Source organism: Janthinobacterium sp. SUN137, assembly GCF_030587265.1.
GTDB lineage: Bacteria > Pseudomonadota > Gammaproteobacteria > Burkholderiales > Burkholderiaceae_D > Janthinobacterium > Janthinobacterium kumbetense.
On sequence record NZ_JAPWHZ010000005.1, the window covers coordinates 224,145 to 240,880 of the forward strand.

16 protein-coding genes are annotated in these 16,736 nt (G+C 64.9%); 6 read left to right on the forward strand and 10 right to left on the reverse strand.

All coding sequences use genetic code 11. From position 1 onward, the window contains the following. The first annotated feature begins 125 nt into the window (after positions 1–125). Both O3298_RS25075 and O3298_RS25080 read left to right on the forward strand, forming a co-directional pair. Positions 126–1,040 carry a LysR family transcriptional regulator gene (locus tag O3298_RS25075; protein ID WP_305060807.1) on the forward strand — a complete coding sequence of 305 codons (915 nt, stop codon included), beginning with the start codon at positions 126–128 and terminating at the stop codon, positions 1,038–1,040. A 58-nt stretch (positions 1,041–1,098) separates the two neighbouring features. Next, positions 1,099–1,326: a hypothetical protein gene (locus tag O3298_RS25080; RefSeq protein ID WP_099665181.1), complete on the forward strand. Its 228-nt coding sequence runs from the start codon at positions 1,099–1,101 to the stop codon at positions 1,324–1,326. Between the two features lie 3 nt (positions 1,327–1,329). On the opposite strand, the gene O3298_RS25085 is transcribed toward O3298_RS25080, so the two are convergent. From O3298_RS25085 to O3298_RS25110, 6 genes are all read right to left on the reverse strand, one after another. Then, positions 1,330–1,641 (reverse strand): MerR family transcriptional regulator, encoded by a 312-nt coding sequence (locus O3298_RS25085; protein WP_099665182.1) that lies wholly within the window; start codon positions 1,639–1,641, stop codon positions 1,330–1,332. A gap of 3 nt (positions 1,642–1,644) precedes the next feature. Then, entirely contained in the window at positions 1,645–2,571 is a 927-nt protein-coding gene (locus O3298_RS25090; protein WP_099665183.1) for a DnaJ C-terminal domain-containing protein, read from the reverse strand. Positions 2,572–2,701: 130 nt separating this feature from the next. Continuing rightward, the gene (locus O3298_RS25095; RefSeq protein WP_289918267.1) at positions 2,702–3,385 is read right to left on the reverse strand and encodes a beta/gamma crystallin-related protein; all 684 of its coding nucleotides are present in this window, start codon (positions 3,383–3,385) and stop codon (positions 2,702–2,704) included. Between the two features lie 159 nt (positions 3,386–3,544). After that, on the reverse strand, positions 3,545–4,525 hold the full coding sequence (locus tag O3298_RS25100) for a beta/gamma crystallin-related protein (RefSeq protein ID WP_305056839.1): 981 nt from the start codon (positions 4,523–4,525) through the stop codon (positions 3,545–3,547). Positions 4,526–4,627: 102 nt separating this feature from the next. Then, entirely contained in the window at positions 4,628–5,491 is an 864-nt protein-coding gene (locus O3298_RS25105; protein ID WP_305060808.1) for a beta/gamma crystallin-related protein, read from the reverse strand. A gap of 179 nt (positions 5,492–5,670) precedes the next feature. Further along, the gene (locus tag O3298_RS25110; protein ID WP_099665187.1) at positions 5,671–6,336 is read right to left on the reverse strand and encodes a beta/gamma crystallin family protein; all 666 of its coding nucleotides are present in this window, start codon (positions 6,334–6,336) and stop codon (positions 5,671–5,673) included. Positions 6,337–6,525: 189 nt separating this feature from the next. Between O3298_RS25110 and O3298_RS25115 the strand changes: the two genes are divergently transcribed. Both O3298_RS25115 and O3298_RS25120 read left to right on the forward strand, forming a co-directional pair. Beyond that, positions 6,526–7,920 carry an MATE family efflux transporter gene (locus O3298_RS25115; protein WP_289899957.1) on the forward strand — a complete coding sequence of 465 codons (1,395 nt, stop codon included), beginning with the start codon at positions 6,526–6,528 and terminating at the stop codon, positions 7,918–7,920. Positions 7,921–8,134: 214 nt separating this feature from the next. Further along, positions 8,135–10,345, forward strand: a complete 2,211-nt coding sequence (locus O3298_RS25120) for a S9 family peptidase (RefSeq protein WP_305060809.1) — start codon at positions 8,135–8,137, stop codon at positions 10,343–10,345. Between the two features lie 73 nt (positions 10,346–10,418). Here O3298_RS25120 and O3298_RS25125 read toward each other — a convergent pair whose 3' ends face one another. From O3298_RS25125 to O3298_RS25135, 3 genes are all read right to left on the reverse strand, one after another. Further along, on the reverse strand, positions 10,419–10,604 hold the full coding sequence (locus O3298_RS25125; protein ID WP_077400637.1) for a CsbD family protein: 186 nt from the start codon (positions 10,602–10,604) through the stop codon (positions 10,419–10,421). Between the two features lie 174 nt (positions 10,605–10,778). Further along, positions 10,779–11,411: a bifunctional 2-polyprenyl-6-hydroxyphenol methylase/3-demethylubiquinol 3-O-methyltransferase UbiG gene (locus tag O3298_RS25130; protein WP_305060958.1), complete on the reverse strand. Its 633-nt coding sequence runs from the start codon at positions 11,409–11,411 to the stop codon at positions 10,779–10,781. Between the two features lie 73 nt (positions 11,412–11,484). Continuing rightward, positions 11,485–13,554, reverse strand: coding sequence for a M13 family metallopeptidase (locus tag O3298_RS25135; protein WP_305060810.1), 2,070 nt, complete (start codon positions 13,552–13,554; stop codon positions 11,485–11,487). Between the two features lie 138 nt (positions 13,555–13,692). Between O3298_RS25135 and O3298_RS25140 the strand changes: the two genes are divergently transcribed. Together O3298_RS25140 and O3298_RS25145 are read left to right on the forward strand one after the other, a co-directional pair. Further along, positions 13,693–14,520 carry an HDOD domain-containing protein gene (locus O3298_RS25140; protein ID WP_305060811.1) on the forward strand — a complete coding sequence of 276 codons (828 nt, stop codon included), beginning with the start codon at positions 13,693–13,695 and terminating at the stop codon, positions 14,518–14,520. A 221-nt stretch (positions 14,521–14,741) separates the two neighbouring features. Next, on the forward strand, positions 14,742–14,993 hold the full coding sequence (locus O3298_RS25145; RefSeq protein ID WP_289918256.1) for a flagellar protein FliT: 252 nt from the start codon (positions 14,742–14,744) through the stop codon (positions 14,991–14,993). Positions 14,994–15,422: 429 nt separating this feature from the next. Here O3298_RS25145 and O3298_RS25150 read toward each other — a convergent pair whose 3' ends face one another. Then, positions 15,423–16,586, reverse strand: coding sequence for a FimV family protein (locus O3298_RS25150; RefSeq protein WP_305060812.1), 1,164 nt, complete (start codon positions 16,584–16,586; stop codon positions 15,423–15,425). Between the last annotated feature and the right edge of the window lie 150 nt (positions 16,587–16,736).

A 16,736-nucleotide genomic window follows, 5' to 3' on the forward strand; every position in this document is an offset into this window, starting at 1 on the left:
CTGTGAAAACGGGTGACGGGAATGGCCGCATCGCAGCCCTTGTACACAGCATAGTTCGGGTCTACCATCGAGAAAACCGTGTAAATATAAATGATTAGCATCGAATTTCTAGATATGGAGTCAGCATGAGAGAACCGGGCCAACCTTCGCTCGACCAGTTGCGCGTGTTTGTCGCCGTCATCGACGCGGGCGGTTTCGCCCACGCGGCGCGCCAGTTGCACCGCACGCAGTCGGTGATCAGCTACACCATCGCCAACCTGGAAGAACAACTGAACGTGGTGCTGCTCGACCGCGGCAAGCGCAAGCCCACCCTGACGGACGCGGGCAAGGCCCTGCTGGCCGACGCGCGCGCCGTGGCCCTGAAGGTCGACGGCATGCGTGCGCGTGCCAAGGCCTTGGCCGGCGGGCTGGAGGCGGAAGTGTCGGTGGTGGTCGACGTGATGTTTCCCACCTGCGTGCTGGTGCGCGTGCTCGAAGCGTTCCAGGCGCAGTTCCCCACCGTCGCCCTGCGCCTGCGCATCGAGGCGATGGGCGCCGTGGCGCAACTGGTGATGGATGGCAGCTGCCACATCGGCCTCGGTGGCTGGATGACGGCCACGGCCAGCGTCTTCGAGCGCCTGGCCGTGGGCCACGTGCGCCTGATTCCCGTGGCAGCGCCCAGCCACGCGCTGGCGCAGCTGGCAGGCCCGATTCCCTCCAACGTGGCGCGCGAACACGTGCAGCTGGTACTCAGCGACCGCAGCGTGCTGACGGAAGGCCAGGATTTCGGCGTGCTGGGATTGCGCAACTGGCGCCTGGGCGACCTCGGTTCCAAGCACGCGCTGCTGCGCGCGGGCCTGGGCTGGGGCAACATGCCCGAAGCGATGGTGCGCGACGACCTGGCGGAAGGCCGCCTGGCGCACCTGCCGCTGGCCGTCGACAATGGCGAAAATTACCCGATTTACCTGATCCAGCGCGCCGACACGCCGCCGGGCCAGGCGGGCAAGTGGCTGACGGAGCGGTTCGCGGAACAGTTGCCGCTACTGGCACAAGTCTTCTAGAAGCGCGCGCGGGCGGGTATCATGCGCGCATACATTGATCAGCATCAGAAGGAACCACATGGCCGGCATCGACGACTTCGTCAACAAACAAAAACCTGGCGCGCGCTTCGTCATCACGGCGCAGATGCTGCGCATGACGCCGCAGCAATTCGATTCGCTGGCGCAGGAATGGATGGAAGACGGCGGCCCCGGCTTCGACGTGGCCGGCATCCCGCACCGGGTGGTCGTCGACGGGCAGTTCTATATTGCCCGGCTCACCGTGCAGCGGCACGGCGAGCCGGCATAAGGCCTAATCGACGCCCAGCACGTGCAGGCGGCGCCGCAGGCGCGCCACTTCTTCCGACAAGTCGACCACCAGCGCGGCCAGTTCGGCGTTCGCGTCGAACACGGATTCGATTTCGTGCAGGCGGCGCGCGCGCACCAGGTCCAGGCTGGTGAAGCGCCAGGCCGTGAGTTGCCCCGCCGGCGGGCCATTTTGCAGCAGCACGCCCGTCTGCACGTGCTGCACCACCCAGTCCGGCTCCACGGCGCAGGCGCGCGCCAGTTCTTCCAGGCTCAGGGCACGGTCTTCGAGCAATTCGCCAATTACCTTGTTTGTCATGATTTACCCTCCCAGCTTCTGGCGCGGATTGAAAGCCATCTCGCGCGCCATGGTTGCATACAGTTCGCGCGCCTTGTCATCGTTCGCTGGCGGCAGCACCACTTCCAGCAGCAGATACAGGTCGCCCGGCTGGGCGGCGGGGATGCCCCGTCCCTTCAGGCGCAGCTTGCGCCCCGTCTGCGAATTGGGCGGTACGCTGACGGACACCGTGCCCGATGGCGTGGGCACGTCGATCTCGCCGCCCAGCGCCGCTTCCCACGGCGTGACGGGCACCGTCTCGAAGACGTCGCGCCCTTCCACCTTGTAGCGCGCATCGGGCCGGAAGCGGATTTCCAGGTACAGGTCGCCGGCGGGCGCGCCGCCGCTGCCCGGATTGCCCTGCCCCTTCATGCGCAGCTGCTGGCCCTCCGTGACGCCTTTCGGTATCGTCACTTCCAGCGTGCGTTCGCGCGTCACCACGTGGCCTTGCGCATCCGCCTCGGGCACGCGCATGACGATATGGCGCTTGGCGCCCTGGTAGCTGTCCTGCAAATCGATGGTGATGGCGGCGTGGCTGTCCTCGCCCTGCATCTGGAACGTGCTGTTGGCGCGGCGCCGCCCGCCCACGTGGGCGAACAGGTCGGCAAAGAAGTCGCTGTCGTCGGCGCCCGACGATTCGTAGCCCGCACCCCAGTCCGGCGGCGGTCGGAAAGGTTCTCCCTTGGGATGGCCCTGCGCGCTGCGCCCCAGTTCATCGTAGGCGGCGCGCTTTTCCGCGTCGCCCAGCACGCCGTAGGCTTCGTTGAGGGCCTTGGTGCGCTTGTCGGCGTCCGGCTCCTTGCTCACGTCGGGATGGTATTTGCGTACCAGCTTGCGGTACGCCTTCTTGATCTCGGCCTCGGTCGCCGTCTTTTCGACGCCAAGTTCCTTGTAATAATCCTTGTATTCCACCGTGCCTGCTCCCCATGGTTGAAGTGCCTATGGGAAGAGTACACGAATTGGCGCCGATGGCGCGTGCGCACAATACAACACCGCCCGCGGGACTGGGGTCGCGCGGGCGGCAGCAGGGAAGCGGAAACGCCTAGCGCACGCGGCGCAGCGAGGAAATGCGGCGGTCCAGGCCATGGTGCAGGCGGCCGTAGCTGCCTGGCCCCATCACCACGCAGCGGCCGCGGAAGTTGGCGTCGACGCAGAATTCCCAGCGGCCGTAATTGACGACGATCGATTCGGCGCGGTCGTTGAAGCCGTAGCGGCTCAAGTCATGCACTTCGCGGTCCAGGCGCACGGGTCGGCCGCGCATGCCCGCATCGGGGAACATCAGCACGGCGCCATTCATGTCGGGACGGTGGCCGCCGCCATGGCCGTGACCAGGATACGGGCGTTCCGGCTCCGGATACGGGCGGTTCGGCCGCGGCGGGTAGGGACGGTGATCGCCGCCGCCATGGCCCGGCCGGCCCACTTCGCGCACGGAGGAAACGGCGTCGTTCATGCCCGGCATGGTGTCGTAGCGGCCCGGTCCCAGGGTACGGCAGTTGCCACGGTAATTGGCGTCCTTGCACACTTCCCAGGTGCCCGAGCGCACGATGATGCTGGAGGTCTTGTCGTTAAAGCCCATGCGCGACAGATCGCCCGTATCGGAGCGCAGGGTGACCGGGCGGCCGCGGAAACCGGCATCCTCGAACAGGGTGATTTCGCCCGCCGATGCGGCAAGGGGGGCGAGAAAGGTGGCGGCGCACAGCAGCGCGGGCCGGAAAGATCGAACCATGACAACTCCAATACTGAGACATTTTCGCCAGTGTAGTCCAGGCGGCAGGCGGCGAGTGTAACAAAGGGCAAGCAAATGTCAGCACACGGCAGGGAATGTAAAAACCGCCTGGCGGGGTCAACCCGGCAGGCGGCCTGTCAGTACCGCGTCAAGACGCGATCAGCGCACGCGGCGCAGCGAGGAAATCTGGTTTTCCATGCTGTTCAGGCGGCCGTATTCTCCCGGCCCGATCACTTCGCAGCGGCCGCGGAAGTTCGAATCGCTGCACACTTCCCACTGCCCCTCGTTGACGACGATGGACGAGGCGCGGTCGTTGAAGTTGTAGCGCACCAGGTCTTCCGCATTGCGGTCCAGCGCCAGCGGTTCGCCGCGCATGCCCGCTTCGGGGAACAGCAGGACGGCACCGCGCTGCTGGTACTGCTGTTGCGGATACTGCTGCTCGTATTGCGGCCGCTGGTACTGCTGCTCATACTGCTGCTGGCGGCGCGCTTCGCGCTCGTCGACCATGCGCGCCGACGAGACGCGCCCATCGAGGCCGCGCCCCAGGTCGTCGTGGCGGCCGGGGCCGAAGATGCGGCACACGCCGTTGTAGTTCGAATCGCTGCACAGCTGCCAGTAGCCGTTGTAGATGACGATGCTCGTGGTGCGGTCGTTGAAGCCGATACTGACGAAATCGTCCGTATCGCGGTTCAGGCGCGCCGAGCCGCCATTCTGCCCCGCGCCCGAATACACTTCCAGGGTGCCGCCACGGCCATAGCCGCCATGGCCGCGGTCCGGATCGCGCCCGGGGCGTCCCGGATTGTAGCCGTCGCCGCGCCCCGATTCGCGCACCGAACTGATGGCGTCGTTCATGCCCGGCATCGAGCGGTACTCGCCCGGCCCCAGGGTCTTGCAATTGCCGCGGAAGCCGGCATCGGTACACACGTCCCAGGTTCCTGAACGCACCAGGATGCTCGATGTCTTGTCGTTGAAGCCAAAGCGCGACAAATCGTCCGTCGTCTCGCGCAGGTTCACGGCGCGGCCCCGGAAATTATCATCCTCGAACAAGGTGATATCGCCCGCATGGGCGGTTGCATGCGCCCCCAGCGAGAGCAGCAAGGTCGCCGCGCATGCCAGCGCGTGTTTGAAAGGGCCCGTCATGATTAACTCCATTCTTCATTCTTTGGTGATGATACGCCTGGCCAAAACGCCAGGGTGTTAGTGTAACAAATACAAGGCCTCGGCGAAGGCCCGGTCGCGCATTCAATACAGGCGACGCAGCGAGGAAATGCGCTTTTCCAGCGTCGCGCCCAGGGTTTCATACTTGCCCGGTCCCATGCGCTCGCAGGTGCCGCTGAACTGCGAGTCCGTGCACACTTCCCAGGTGCCTTCATGGATGGTCATGGAGGCGGCCTGGTCGTTGAAGTTCAGGCGCACCAGGTCGCTGACGTCGCGGTTCACCTGCAGCCCGGGGCCATTCAGGAACGCGCGGCCGTACAACACCACCAGTCCCTCGTTATTCTGCGGACGGTTCTCTTCGCGCGGATCGACGAGGCGCGCCGACGACACGCGCCCGCTCAGGCTGCCCAGGTCATCGTGGCTGCCAGGTCCGAACACGCGGCAGCTGCCGCGGTAGTTGGAATCGCTGCACAGCTGCCAGTAGCCATATTCGATGCGCGCGCTGCTGGCGCGGTCGTTGAAGCTGATGTCGACCAGGTCGTCGCGGTCCGCGTTGATGCCGGCAGACGCGCCGCGCTGGCCGCCGTCCGCATACAGTTCCAGCGCCGCGCGGCGGCCGCCGCTGCTGCTGCTGCCGCCGACTTCGCGCACGGATGAAATCTTGTCGTTCATGCCCGGCATCGAGCGGTAGTCGCCGCGTTCCAGCGTCTTGCAATCGCCCTTGAAATCGGAATTCGTGCACACTTCCCAGCTGCCCGACTCGACCTGGATGCTCGACGCGGCGTCATTGAAATTGACGCGCGACAGGTCATCGGTCGTATCGCGCAAGACCACCACCCTGCCCTTGAAATTATCGTCGGTGTACAGGCGGATCTCGCCGGCCTGCGCCGCGAGGTGGACAAACAGCGAACTGGCGCACAGCAGGGCAAAAGCGAACGGGCGATTCATGGGGCGGTCTCCGGTGGCGGCAAAGGCAAGTGATCGACATGACAACTGATGCCAGTGTAGCCATCCGTAGAAAAAACGGTGTAACAAAGTATGAGAAAAGGACAACAAATTGTTACCAAAAGCAATAACCGGCCCTGCGGGAGCCGGTTATTGCCATTTCGCTGACGCGCTGCCCCGCGTCAGCGCACTTCGCGCACCGACGAGATGCGGTTGCTCAGGCGCTCCAGGCTCGCGTATTCACCGGGTTCCAGGGTGCGGCAGCGGCCGCGGAAATCCACGTCCTCGCACACTTCCCAATAGCCGGAGCGCACGCGCACGCTTTGCACCGTGTCGTTGAAATCGCGTTCGCGCAAATCGGCCGAGGCATTGCGCACGGTCAAGCTGCGGCCGGCGAAATCGTCGCGGGTATAGAAGGTCAGTTCGCCGCCCAGCGAGCGCCCCGGCAAATGGCCGCGCTCGCGGTCGCGGTCACGGCGGCCGTCCCAGTCGCGCCCCCGGTCGCGGTCGCGGCCCGGATAACCATCCCAGCCGCCGCGCACTTCGCGCAGCGAGGTGATCTTGTTGGCATGGCCGTCCAGCGATGGATACTCGCCCGCCTCGAGCAGGAAGCAGGCGCCGCGGAAATCGGCTTCCTCGCACGCTTCCCAGCGGCCCGAGCGCACGCGGATGCTTTGCGTCGTGTCGTTGAAACGGACCTCTTCCAGGTCGGCGACGGCGTCGCGCACGGTGTGCGAGCGGCCGTGATAATCGTCGCGCGAATACAGCGTCAGTTCGCCTGCGCCGGCCAGTTCGGCCGTCATGGCGGCGCCCAGCAGCAGGGCGCAGTTCAAAGCTTTCTTCAACATGGTCTTACTCCATAGTCAGGGTACTGCGGTTGACTATTTGGTCATTTTGCCAAATAGAGCGCGCAGTCTATCCGCGACTGGCCCACTTAGCTGTAACAAATGATTACCGCGCGCTGCCCCCGGGGGCGGCACGGCGGACAAGCACGGCGAATGCCGGTAGAATCTTGTGTTTAGTCAAGCTTGCCGACCATGCCGCACACTACCTCGTTCACCCTGCCCGCCGTCCGTACTGAAATTTCTTCGCTGTGGAAGCTGGCATGGCCCATCCTGATCGGCCAGCTGGCCACCGTCGGCATGGGCGCGGCCGACGTGGCGATGACGGGCCATACGAATCCCGAGGAACTGGCCGCCGTCTCGCTGGGCGCGGCCATCTGGTCCATCGTACTCGTCACCGTGAGCGGCATCATGATGGCGATCAATACGCTGGTGGCGCATGAAATCGGCGCCGCGCGCCACGACCGGGTGCCGCACATCGTGCGCCAGTCGCTGTGGAAGGCGCTGCTCGTGGGCCTCGTGGCTTGCCTGCTGACGAACATGGCGGCGCTGGTGTTCGACCACCTGATGCTGGAGCCAAACGTGGCGGCCAAGGCCAAGCTGTTCGTGCACATCATCAGCTGCGCGCTGCCGCCGTTCGCCGCCTACCGCGCGCTGTACGGCTACAGCACCAGCATCAACCAGACCAAGCCCGTGATGGTCATCGCGCTGGCCGCGCTGGGCCTCAATATCCTCGTCAACTACCTGCTGATCTACGGCCACTGGGGCATGCCGAAGATGGGCGGCGTGGGCTGCGCCGTGGCCACCACCTGCTGCGTGTGGATGATGTTGCTGGCCATGCTGGCCTGGATCAAGATCGCGCCCGCCTACCGCGCCACGTACCCGTTCACGCACTGGGAAGGGCCGCAGTTGTCGTCCATCGGCCCCATGCTGCGCCTGGGCCTGCCCATCGGCGTGACCTACTTTGCCGAAGTGAGCGCGTTTGGCGTCATCAGCCTGCTGGTGGCGCGCTTCGGCGTGATCCAGGTGTCCGCGCACCAGATCGCCCTGAATTTCTCGTCCGTCGTCTTCATGGTGCCGCTCACGTTCGGCATCGCGCTGGTCACGCGCGTGGGCCACGCCGTGGGCGAAGCCAATCTGCGCCGCGCGCGCTTCATTTCGTGGGTGGGCGTGGCCATGTCGCTGACGGCGGCCATCGTCTCGGCCACCGTCATCACCGTGTTCCGCCACCAGATCGCGCAAGCCTACACGTCCGACCCGCAAGTCCAGGCCCTGTGCGCGCAGCTGCTGCTGTTCGCCGCCCTGTTCCAGCTGTCCGACGCGACGCAGGTGGCCACGTCCTGCGCCATCCGCGGCTACAAGGTGACGCGCCAGCCGATGCTGATCCAGCTGCTGGCCTTCTGGGGCTTCTCGCTGCCGATCGGCTACGTGCTGGGCCTCGCGCCAGCCGGCTTCCCCTGGTCGCCGGCCGAGCCGATGGGCGCCGCCGGTTTCTGGATCGGCCTCGTCACGGGTTTGACGGTCGCCGCCGTGCTGCTGACCTGGTACTTGAACCGGCTGTCGCTGCAACGCCTGCGCGCGGCGCATTGAAACAATGCATGGAACACAGGGCGGCGCGCAATTTATGCATGCCGCCCTCCCTGCTTCGCCATACAAAGCCCCAGCGCTGCACTCTTTCCGCCAAAGTAAAGAAGGCAATTGCCGGATTATTCCGTGGCTGGCCCTATCGCATTAAACGCCGTGCTCTGGTATCGTTTGCTGTCAAGCATCTTCTTGACATCCCTTTACAATCACCGAGACATCCATGCGTTTTATTCTTTGTTTTCTGGCCGCGATGGCCAGCGTTCCCGCATCGGCTGAAAAGCTGACCCTGGAACGCATCCACGCCGATCCGGCGCTGGCCGGCCCCGGCGTGCGCAACCTGAAGGTCTCGCCCGACGGCGAGCGCGTCACGTTCCTGCGCGGCCGCTCGGACAACCAGTTCCAGCTCGACCTGTGGGAATTCAAGCTGAAGGACAAGAGCACGCACCGCCTGGTCGACTCGAAGGCGCTGGTGCCGAATGAAACGATTTCGCCCGAAGAGCAGGCGCGCCGCGAACGCGAGCGCACGGCCAGCCTGAACGGCATTCTCAGCTACAGCTGGTCGCCGGACGGCAAGCAGCTGCTGGTGCCGCTGGCCGGCAATCTGTACCTGGTCGACGCGGCCCACCCGGACAAGGCGCGCCTGGTCGCCAAGGGCAATGTGCTCGACCCGAAAATCTCGCCGAAAGGCCGCTACGTATCGTTTGTGCGCGATCAAAACATCTATGTGATCGACCTCAAGACGAACAAGGAACGCCAGCTGACCACCGATGGCAAGGGCACCATCCGCAATGGCGAAGCCGAATTCGTGGCGCAGGAAGAAATGGGCCAGCGCACCGGCTACTACTGGGCTCCCGACGATTCCGCCATCGCCTATAAACGCTATGACGAAGCGCCCGTGCCCGTCGTGCGCCGCTTCGAAATCTTCGCCGACCGCACCGACGTCGTCGAGCAGCGCTACCCGGCCGCGGGCGACCCGAACGTGCTGGTGCAGCTGCTGATCGTCTCGCCGGAAACGGGCGCGCAGCGCCAGGTGGACCTGGGCACGAACCCGGACATCTATCTGGTGCGCGCCGACTGGAGCGCGGACGGCAAGTCGCTCGTGTACCAGCGCCAGTCGCGCGACCAGAAGACCCTCGACCTGGTCGCCGTCGATGCGGCCACCCTGGCGCAGCGCACCCTGCTGACGGAAACGTCAAAGACCTGGGTCAGCATCCATGACGACCTGCGCTTCCTGCCGAACGGCCAGTTCCTGTGGTCGTCCGAGCGCACGGGCCGCAACCACCTGTACCTGTACGACATGGGCGGCAAGCTGCTGCACCCGGTCACTTCCGGCGAGTGGGGCATCGACAGCGTGCTGGCCGTGAACCAGAAGACGGGCAAAGTCTACGTATCGTCGAACCGCGACGCCGTCATCGACAAGCAGACTTACGCCCTGGCCCTCGATGGCAGCACGGCCGACAAGCCGCAGCGCGTCACCAAGGCCGATGGCTGGCACGACACGACGTTCTCGCGCAATGGCGAAGTGTTCGTCGACACGTATTCCGACCCGGCCACGCCGCCGCAAGTGAGCATCCGCCGCCCGGACGGCGCCATGGTGGGCTGGCTGGAAGAAAACGCGCTGAACGCCAGCCACCCGTACTTCAAGTACAAGGCGGACCACCTGCCGACGGAATACGGCACCCTGAAGGCCAACGATGGCCAGACCTTGCACTATTCGATCGTCAAGCCGTCGAACTTCGACGCGGGCAAGCGCTATCCCGTCTACCTGTCGACGTATGGCGGCCCGCACTCGCAGCACGTGGCTCGCCGCTGGGGCAACAACTTCGACCAGTACATGGCGCAGCAGGGCTTTGTCGTCTTCCGCCTCGATAACCGCGGCTCGTCGCGCCGCGAGCGCGCGTTCACGGACGCCATCTATCACAACCTGGGCGCGGCGGAAGTGGCCGACCAGCTGGTGGGCATCGACTGGCTGGGCAAGCAAAGCTTCGTGGACGCGAAACGCATCGGCGTGTTCGGCTGGAGCTACGGCGGCTTCATGACCCTGCGCTTGCTGTCGGCCGCGTCCGACAAGATCGCCATGGGCGTTTCGGTGGCGCCCGTGACCGACTGGTCGCTGTACGACACCCACTACACGGAGCAATTCCTCGGCATGCCGAAGGAAAACGTCGATGGCTACAAGGCCAGCACCGTGTTCGCCCACCTGGACGGCCTGAAGTCGCCGCTGCTGCTGGTGCACGGCATGGCCGACGATAACGTCTTGTTCAGCAACAGCACGCGCCTGATCGACGCGCTGGTGAACCGCGGCGTGCAATTCGACCTGATGACGTATCCGGGCGCCAAGCACGGCATCTCGTCGCGCGCGGGCCAGCGCCACGTGTACAAGAAAATCGAGATGTTCTTCAAGCAGAACCTGGCCGATCCAGTGAAATAGGTTTGACCGGCATCAAATAAAAAACCGCCGCCTGTCTCGCGACAGGCGGCGGTTTTTTTATGCGTGCGCCAGATTACGGTTTGCGCGTGACGGTTTCCACCGCATCTTTCACATCGCCAACTTTCTTCTGCACTTTGCCTTCGACCTGGTTTGCCAGGCCCTTGGCTTGCTGTTCTTCGCTGCCGACGATCTTGCCAGCGGCTTCCTGGATTTTACCGCCGACTTCCTTCAGTTTACCTTCGACTTGATCTTTGTTCATGATGGATCCTCACTGTAGTTGGTACATCTGTTGTCCGGCCCCGAAGGGCCGGTACTGCGGCTCACACGCTGTTGCAAACTGCTTGCTGCGTGTCGATGTGTCCATACTACGGGGCGGGGGATCAATGCTCTGTACGGTTCCTAACACATGCTCAATTTGCGCCAATATCGGCGATCACGCGGGCTTGCGCCACACGGTGGCCAGCCACGGCTGCTGCTCGCGCGGCAAGCCCGGCGGGCGGTAGTACTGGTCGAGCAGGCTGAAACCGGCCGCCTGCACGTAGGCGGCCCACGTCTCCTCGTCGTGATAGCTGCCGTAGCGGGCGCCATTCCAGCCTTCCTGGTTCTGCCCGCGCGGATTCGAGCTGAACAGCACGCCACCGGGCTTCAGGCAAGCGTGCAAGGCGCGCAGCACGCCGGGCAAGACGGCGCTGGGCACGTGGAACAGCACGGCATTGGCAAACACGCCGTCGAAGTGCGCGGCCGGCAAATCGAGGTCGACGAAATCCTGCTGCCACACGGTGCAGCCGCTGTAGGCGCGCGCCATCTCGACGAAGCGGGGGCAGCCATCGACACCCGTGGCGTGATGCCCCATGGCCGTGAACGCCTTCAGGTCGCGGCCCGGGCCGCAACCGAGGTCGAGGATGGCCAGCGGCGCCGGCTTGCCGATGGCGTCCAGCAGCGCGGCGATGTTCTGGCTGACGTCGTGGTCGCGCGTGCCTTCGAAAAACTGCTCGGCGCTGGCGTCGTAATGGGCCAGGGTGCGGCCCGTGATGGCGTGGATGGGGTCTTGCGGTGGGCTTGGCATCATGGCGGTCCTGTCGATATGTTCCGCCATTTTACGCTGCCGACCAGCTCCCCGGCCGGCAGCGTCAGCACTCTTACCAGACGCGCACGCGCTGCTCCGGCGCCAGGTACAGCTGCTGGCCCGGCTGGACGTCGAAGGCCGGGTACCAGGCGTCGAGATTGCGCACGGTGGCGGCACGGTATTGCGCCGGCGCATGGCCATCCGTGAGGATCTGCTGGCGCGCCGCCGCTTCGCGCGCCTTGCTGCGCCAGCTGACGCCATAGCCCGTGAAGAAATCGCGGTCCGCGCCCGCCTGCAGCGGCTTGCCCTGCTGCGACAGGGTGAACGCATCGTGCGCGGCCGCCACGCCGGCCAGGTCGGCCAGGTTTTCGCTCAGGGTCAGCTGGCCATTCACGGCCAGGTCGGGGAATGGTTTGTAGGCCGCGAACTGCGCCACCAATTGCTTGGATGCCGTCTGGAAATGCGCCAGGTCGGCCGGCGTCCACCAGTCGCGCAGCTTGCCCTGGGCGTCGAACTGCGCGCCCTGGTCATCGAAGCTGTGGCTGATCTCGTGGCCGATGGTGGCGCCGATGCCGCCGTAATTGGCCGCATCGGATGCCTGCGGGTCGAAGAACGGCGGCTGCAGGATGGCGGCCGGGAAGTTCAGCGCGTTTTGCAGCGGCAGGTTGACGGCGTTGACCAGCTGCGCCGGCATGGCCCAGGCCTTGCGGTCGGGCGACTGGCTCAGCTTGGCCAGTTCCTGGCGATAGTGGAACTGTTCCGCCCGCTGCACATTGCCCAGCGCGTCGCCGCGCACCACGCGCAAGCCAGCATAACTGTCCCAGCGTTCCGGATAGCCCACGCCCACGTACAGGGTTTGCAGTTTTTCCTGCGCCTGCGCCTTGGTGGCCGGCGCCATCCAGTCCAGCTTGTCGATGCGGCGCGAGAAGGCGGCGACGATATTCGTCACCATCTCCTGCACGCGGGCTTTCGATTCCGGCGGGAAATAGCGTTCCACGTACAGCTTGCCGACGGCGTCGCTGAGGGCCGCATTCGTCGCGGCCAGCGCGCGCTTGCTGCGCGGCGACTGCTGCGGCGTGCCGCTCAGGGTGCTGCCATAGAAGGCAAAGCGCTGGTCGGCGGCCGCCTTCGGCAAGGTGGTGCTGAAATGGTTGATGGCGTGGAAGGCCAGGAAATCCTTCCACGTGGCCAGCGGCACACTCGCCACCAGCGCGGCACTGCCCGTCATGGCCGACGGATGCCAGACGATGAAATCCGTCTGCTTGCCCAGGCCCGCCGCCTGGAAGAAAGCTTGCCAGTCCAGGCCCGGCGCCTTGCTGGCGAAGTCGGCGGCGCGCCACGCGTTGTTGCCCTTGGCGACATCGGCCGAATCCTCGCGGCTGGCGTGGCTGGCGGCAATTTTCTGTTCCAGCGCAAACACGCGCGCGGCGCGGGCCGGCGCATCGCCGTAGCCGGCCTGCTTGAGCATGGCGGCGATATGCGCCTGGTAGCCGGCGCGCAAGCCCTGCATGCGGGCGCTGTCGTCCTGGTAAAAGGCACGGTCGGGCAAGCCCAGTCCGCCCTGCAGCAGGTAGGCGACATTGCGCGTGGTGTCGTTCAAGTCTTGCGCCACCCACAGGCCGAACAGGTTTTCCGTATAAAAATTGGTGGAATTGAGCGGGTCGACATCGGCGCGCAAGCTCTCGCCCAACGCCCGGGCCAGCCCTGCCTGGTCGCGTATGCCATTGATCTTGCTCAACAAGGGCTTGATCGGGGCCCAGCCTTTCGCTTCGATAGCCGATTCATCCATCCAGGAACGGTAAAAATCGCTGACCTGGCGCGCGGAGGCATCGGCCTGCGGCGCCGCCGCCAAGCCTTCGACGAGGGCGATGATGCGCTCGTTGGTCGCATTGGCGAGGATGGCGAACGAACCCCAGCTGCTGCGGTCGGCGGGAATCTCCGTGCCGCGCAGCCAGTCGCCATTCACGTAGTCATAGAAGTCGTCGCCGGGCAAGGCGGCGGGGACGGCGGCGCCAGCGACATCGGCGGCGGCCGGCTGGCCGTGCGCCCGGGCGGGCAAGCCGGTCAGCGAGACGCCGGCCAGGGCGAGGACGATGGCGGCCTGGACTGGCGTCCGGGACCAGGAAAAACGCAAACCGTGCATGGCGATCCTTTCGATGGAATAGTCAAAATCATAGCCTGTTTCCCATGCAAAAAGCATCCCGGAACTTTTTTGCATGCGGACAAAAAATCGGCCTATAGTTTCACGACCCCGTGCCGCGTGTACGCCAAGGAGATTGCCATGCAACTGGAAGCGCTGTTCCAGCAACCCCACGCCCTGCCTGCCGCCCCGAAGATCGTCGATGAACTGGTGCGCAGTTTCGACAACCCCGCCATCGCCACCGAAGACATCGCGCGCCAGCTGGGAGCGGACCCGGCCTTGAGCGCCAAGCTGCTGCGGCTGGCCAATTCAGCCTATTACCACGTCTCGCGCAGCATCGGCACGGTGGAAGACGCCGTGCTGATGCTCGGCTTTGTTACCGTGCGCACCCTCGTCATCAGCTCGGGCCTGGTCAGCGGCTTCAAGGCCGTGCCAGGCCTGAACCTGCCACAATTCTGGCGCTACAGCCTGCACAGCGCCGTGTCGGCCCGCTGGATCGCCAGGCAGACGGGCGACAACCAGGACCTGGCGTTCACCATCGGCATGATGCATGCGATCGGCCAACTGGTGATCCATGCCGCCATGCCCGAGCAAGCCATGCAGCTCGACAGGATCGCGCCACCGCTCGATGCGCGCCGGCTCGACGCGGAGCGGGTCTCGCTGGGCTATGACTATGCGCAGGTGGGTGCCGAACTGGCGCGCCGCTGGAAATTCCCCGGCGCCTTTGCCGACGCCATCGCCGCCTTTCCCGACCCGCTGGCCAAGGCGCCGCTGAACCGCCTGGCCGCCATCATCCACCTGGCAGCCTGGCGCGCCCGCATCGATGAAAACGCCCTGAGCAATGAAGAAATCATCGCCTGCTACCCCGGCAACGTGGCCGAAGCGCTGGGTTTGCCGCCCTCGGTACTGGTCGACAAGATGCCGCCGCCAGCCGAACTGAGCGCGGGATTGGAAGAACTCGTCAAATAGTGACAGGCGCCGGCATCGCCGACCCTGCACCCATGCGGGTTTGCGGGCGATTCCGGCGGATCGCCAAAATTATCCAAATTATTTTCACTTTTTTTTCAAAAACACCCTCAAGTTCCCGTCAAGCACGCCGTTAATCTAGACAAGCGGTAATCCATTCACTAGTTACGGGTGTGCTCATGACCTCCAACGACGTTCTCTCGATGTATGAAAATATTGCAGGAATGACCAATAAAATGGTCGTGGCCGCACGTTCGAGCGACTGGAATGACTTGGATGCCCTGGAAAACCAGTGCGCCAGCGCCGCCAGCACGGTCATGACGGGCAAGGTACCCGCCCTGGCCGGCGCCTCGCGCCTGCGCAAGATCGACTTGCTCAAGCAAATCCTGGCAAACGACCGCGAAATCCGCACCATCACGGAACCGTGGATGACGCAGCTGCCGAACGCCATGCAAGGTTCGCGCGCCCGCATGTAAGTCATATTGCAGCACCAGAAACGAAAAAAGCACCCGCGGGTGCTTTTTTTACGTCTGCCGCCTTGCCGGGGAGCGCGCCATCTGTGGCGTCGGAAAGCAAGGAGGGGAATTTGGAAGGCGAGCCCCAGGTATCTCCTGGCGTCGCCTCGCTGCCGGTTGCATCCGGCGTTCGCGAGCACATCGTCGGCATCGCGAACCGCTTCCAGACCCAGGCGTTTATGCAACGCTACACCTGTTTGCCGCGCCACACTATCGTTGGTGACTGCGCCAGGCTGGGGCTGTTTTGTCGTAGAGCAAGTCCACTGAATTAATCATATCACCATATTTAAGAAACAGGCAACACGCGATACAAGCATTTTTCTGTCTTTTTTCAATATCTTTTTTTATATCAAATTCCGGCACCGCCTTGTCGCAGCCATTGCAACATCATCAACGCGAGAACGGCTCCGGTTCCGGCTCGTCCGCCGCGTCCTCTTCCACCGCTTCCGTCAGCACGGGCACGTCCTTCTTCTTGCGGCCGAATGGCTTGCGCAGCAAAACCCAGTATTTCGACGGCGCACCCGGCCCCGTCGCCTGCTTGCGCTTGCGCACGACATACACGATGAGGGCCGTCAGCAACAGGAAGGCCAGGGTGCCGATACCCAGCCACAGCAAGCCGTTGCCGCCCGCCTTCTTCTCGGCTGCGGGCGCCGCGTGCAGGGGCTTGGGCTTGGCATGCGGCGCCTGCGCCTCAGCCGGCGCGGCAGCCGGCGCAGCGGCGGCAGCGGCGGCAGCAGCGGCGGCAGCAGCGGCGGCAGGCTGAGCCAGCGCCTGCTGCAAGGCGCCGATCTTGCCTTCCAATTCGCCGAGCTTGTCATTCAAAGCCGCGTTTTTCTCGTCCAGCGCCACGCATGCTTGCGCCTGCTCCATATTGGCTTGCGGCGCGCAAGCGGCGACGGGCGCCGTGGCGCGGCGCAACGGCGCCGGACGCAGTGCGGCAGCGGGCGGCGCGGGCGCGGCGGGCGGCGGCACGAACACGCGCGCCGGGCGCACCAGGCCCTCGGCGCGCGCGCGGGCCGCCAGGGCGGCGGCATCGGGCGACGGCGCGGCGGAGACGGCGCGCGGCAATGGCAACGGTTGCGGCACGGGCGCGGGCGCGGGCGCCGGAACGGCGGGCCTGGCTGGCGCGCTGACAGGGGCGACGACGGCGGGCGGGGCCGGCGTCAGCCACAAGGTGCCCAGGCGCACGACGGCGCCATTGCCACTGCCCAGCAATAAATACAAATGCACGTGGCCTGCCTGGATCGCTTGTCGCGTTGTCACGCGCACATAATGGCGCCCACCGCGCTCCAGCGGGCTGATGGTCAAGGTTTGCAGGGCCGGATCCATGCCGATGCCGCCGCCGCGGTACACATCGGGCGAAGCCAGGCGCACGGCCACGCCGCCGGCTTCCTCGGGCGCCAGGGCCGTAAGTTCGATCTCCGCCAGCAAGGGCTGGCCCACGTGCGACAGCACGGCCATGTCACCCAGTTCGGCCGCCATGACGGGCGGCAAGGCCAGGCTGGCGGCGGCGCACGCGATCAGGGACCAACGGGGAAAGATGCTGCTCTGCATGGACTGATCGCTTTGATAACAGGATAGGAAGGGGAACTCGCCTGTCTTTAACGGCAGGAAATCGCAAAAATATAGATGGGTCAGGGCAAAAATGATGCAATACAGCATCATCCTGTGCTTTTTTGACGCCTGGAGTACACTCGATCCACC

Coding starts and splice junctions, on each gene's coding strand:
- O3298_RS25075 (WP_305060807.1), top strand. CDS start 126: ATGAGAGAACCGGGCCAACCTTCGCTCGACCAGTTGCGCGTGTTTGTC.
- O3298_RS25080 (WP_099665181.1), top strand. CDS start 1,099: ATGGCCGGCATCGACGACTTCGTCAACAAACAAAAACCTGGCGCGCGC.
- O3298_RS25085 (WP_099665182.1), bottom strand. CDS start 1,641: ATGACAAACAAGGTAATTGGCGAATTGCTCGAAGACCGTGCCCTGAGC.
- O3298_RS25095 (WP_289918267.1), bottom strand. CDS start 3,385: ATGGTTCGATCTTTCCGGCCCGCGCTGCTGTGCGCCGCCACCTTTCTC.
- O3298_RS25100 (WP_305056839.1), bottom strand. CDS start 4,525: ATGACGGGCCCTTTCAAACACGCGCTGGCATGCGCGGCGACCTTGCTG.
- O3298_RS25105 (WP_305060808.1), bottom strand. CDS start 5,491: ATGAATCGCCCGTTCGCTTTTGCCCTGCTGTGCGCCAGTTCGCTGTTT.
- O3298_RS25110 (WP_099665187.1), bottom strand. CDS start 6,336: ATGTTGAAGAAAGCTTTGAACTGCGCCCTGCTGCTGGGCGCCGCCATG.
- O3298_RS25115 (WP_289899957.1), top strand. CDS start 6,526: ATGCCGCACACTACCTCGTTCACCCTGCCCGCCGTCCGTACTGAAATT.
- O3298_RS25120 (WP_305060809.1), top strand. CDS start 8,135: ATGCGTTTTATTCTTTGTTTTCTGGCCGCGATGGCCAGCGTTCCCGCA.
- O3298_RS25125 (WP_077400637.1), bottom strand. CDS start 10,604: ATGAACAAAGATCAAGTCGAAGGTAAACTGAAGGAAGTCGGCGGTAAA.
- O3298_RS25130 (WP_305060958.1), bottom strand. CDS start 11,411: ATGCCAAGCCCACCGCAAGACCCCATCCACGCCATCACGGGCCGCACC.
- O3298_RS25135 (WP_305060810.1), bottom strand. CDS start 13,554: ATGCACGGTTTGCGTTTTTCCTGGTCCCGGACGCCAGTCCAGGCCGCC.
- O3298_RS25140 (WP_305060811.1), top strand. CDS start 13,693: ATGCAACTGGAAGCGCTGTTCCAGCAACCCCACGCCCTGCCTGCCGCC.
- O3298_RS25145 (WP_289918256.1), top strand. CDS start 14,742: ATGACCAATAAAATGGTCGTGGCCGCACGTTCGAGCGACTGGAATGAC.
- O3298_RS25150 (WP_305060812.1), bottom strand. CDS start 16,586: ATGCAGAGCAGCATCTTTCCCCGTTGGTCCCTGATCGCGTGCGCCGCC.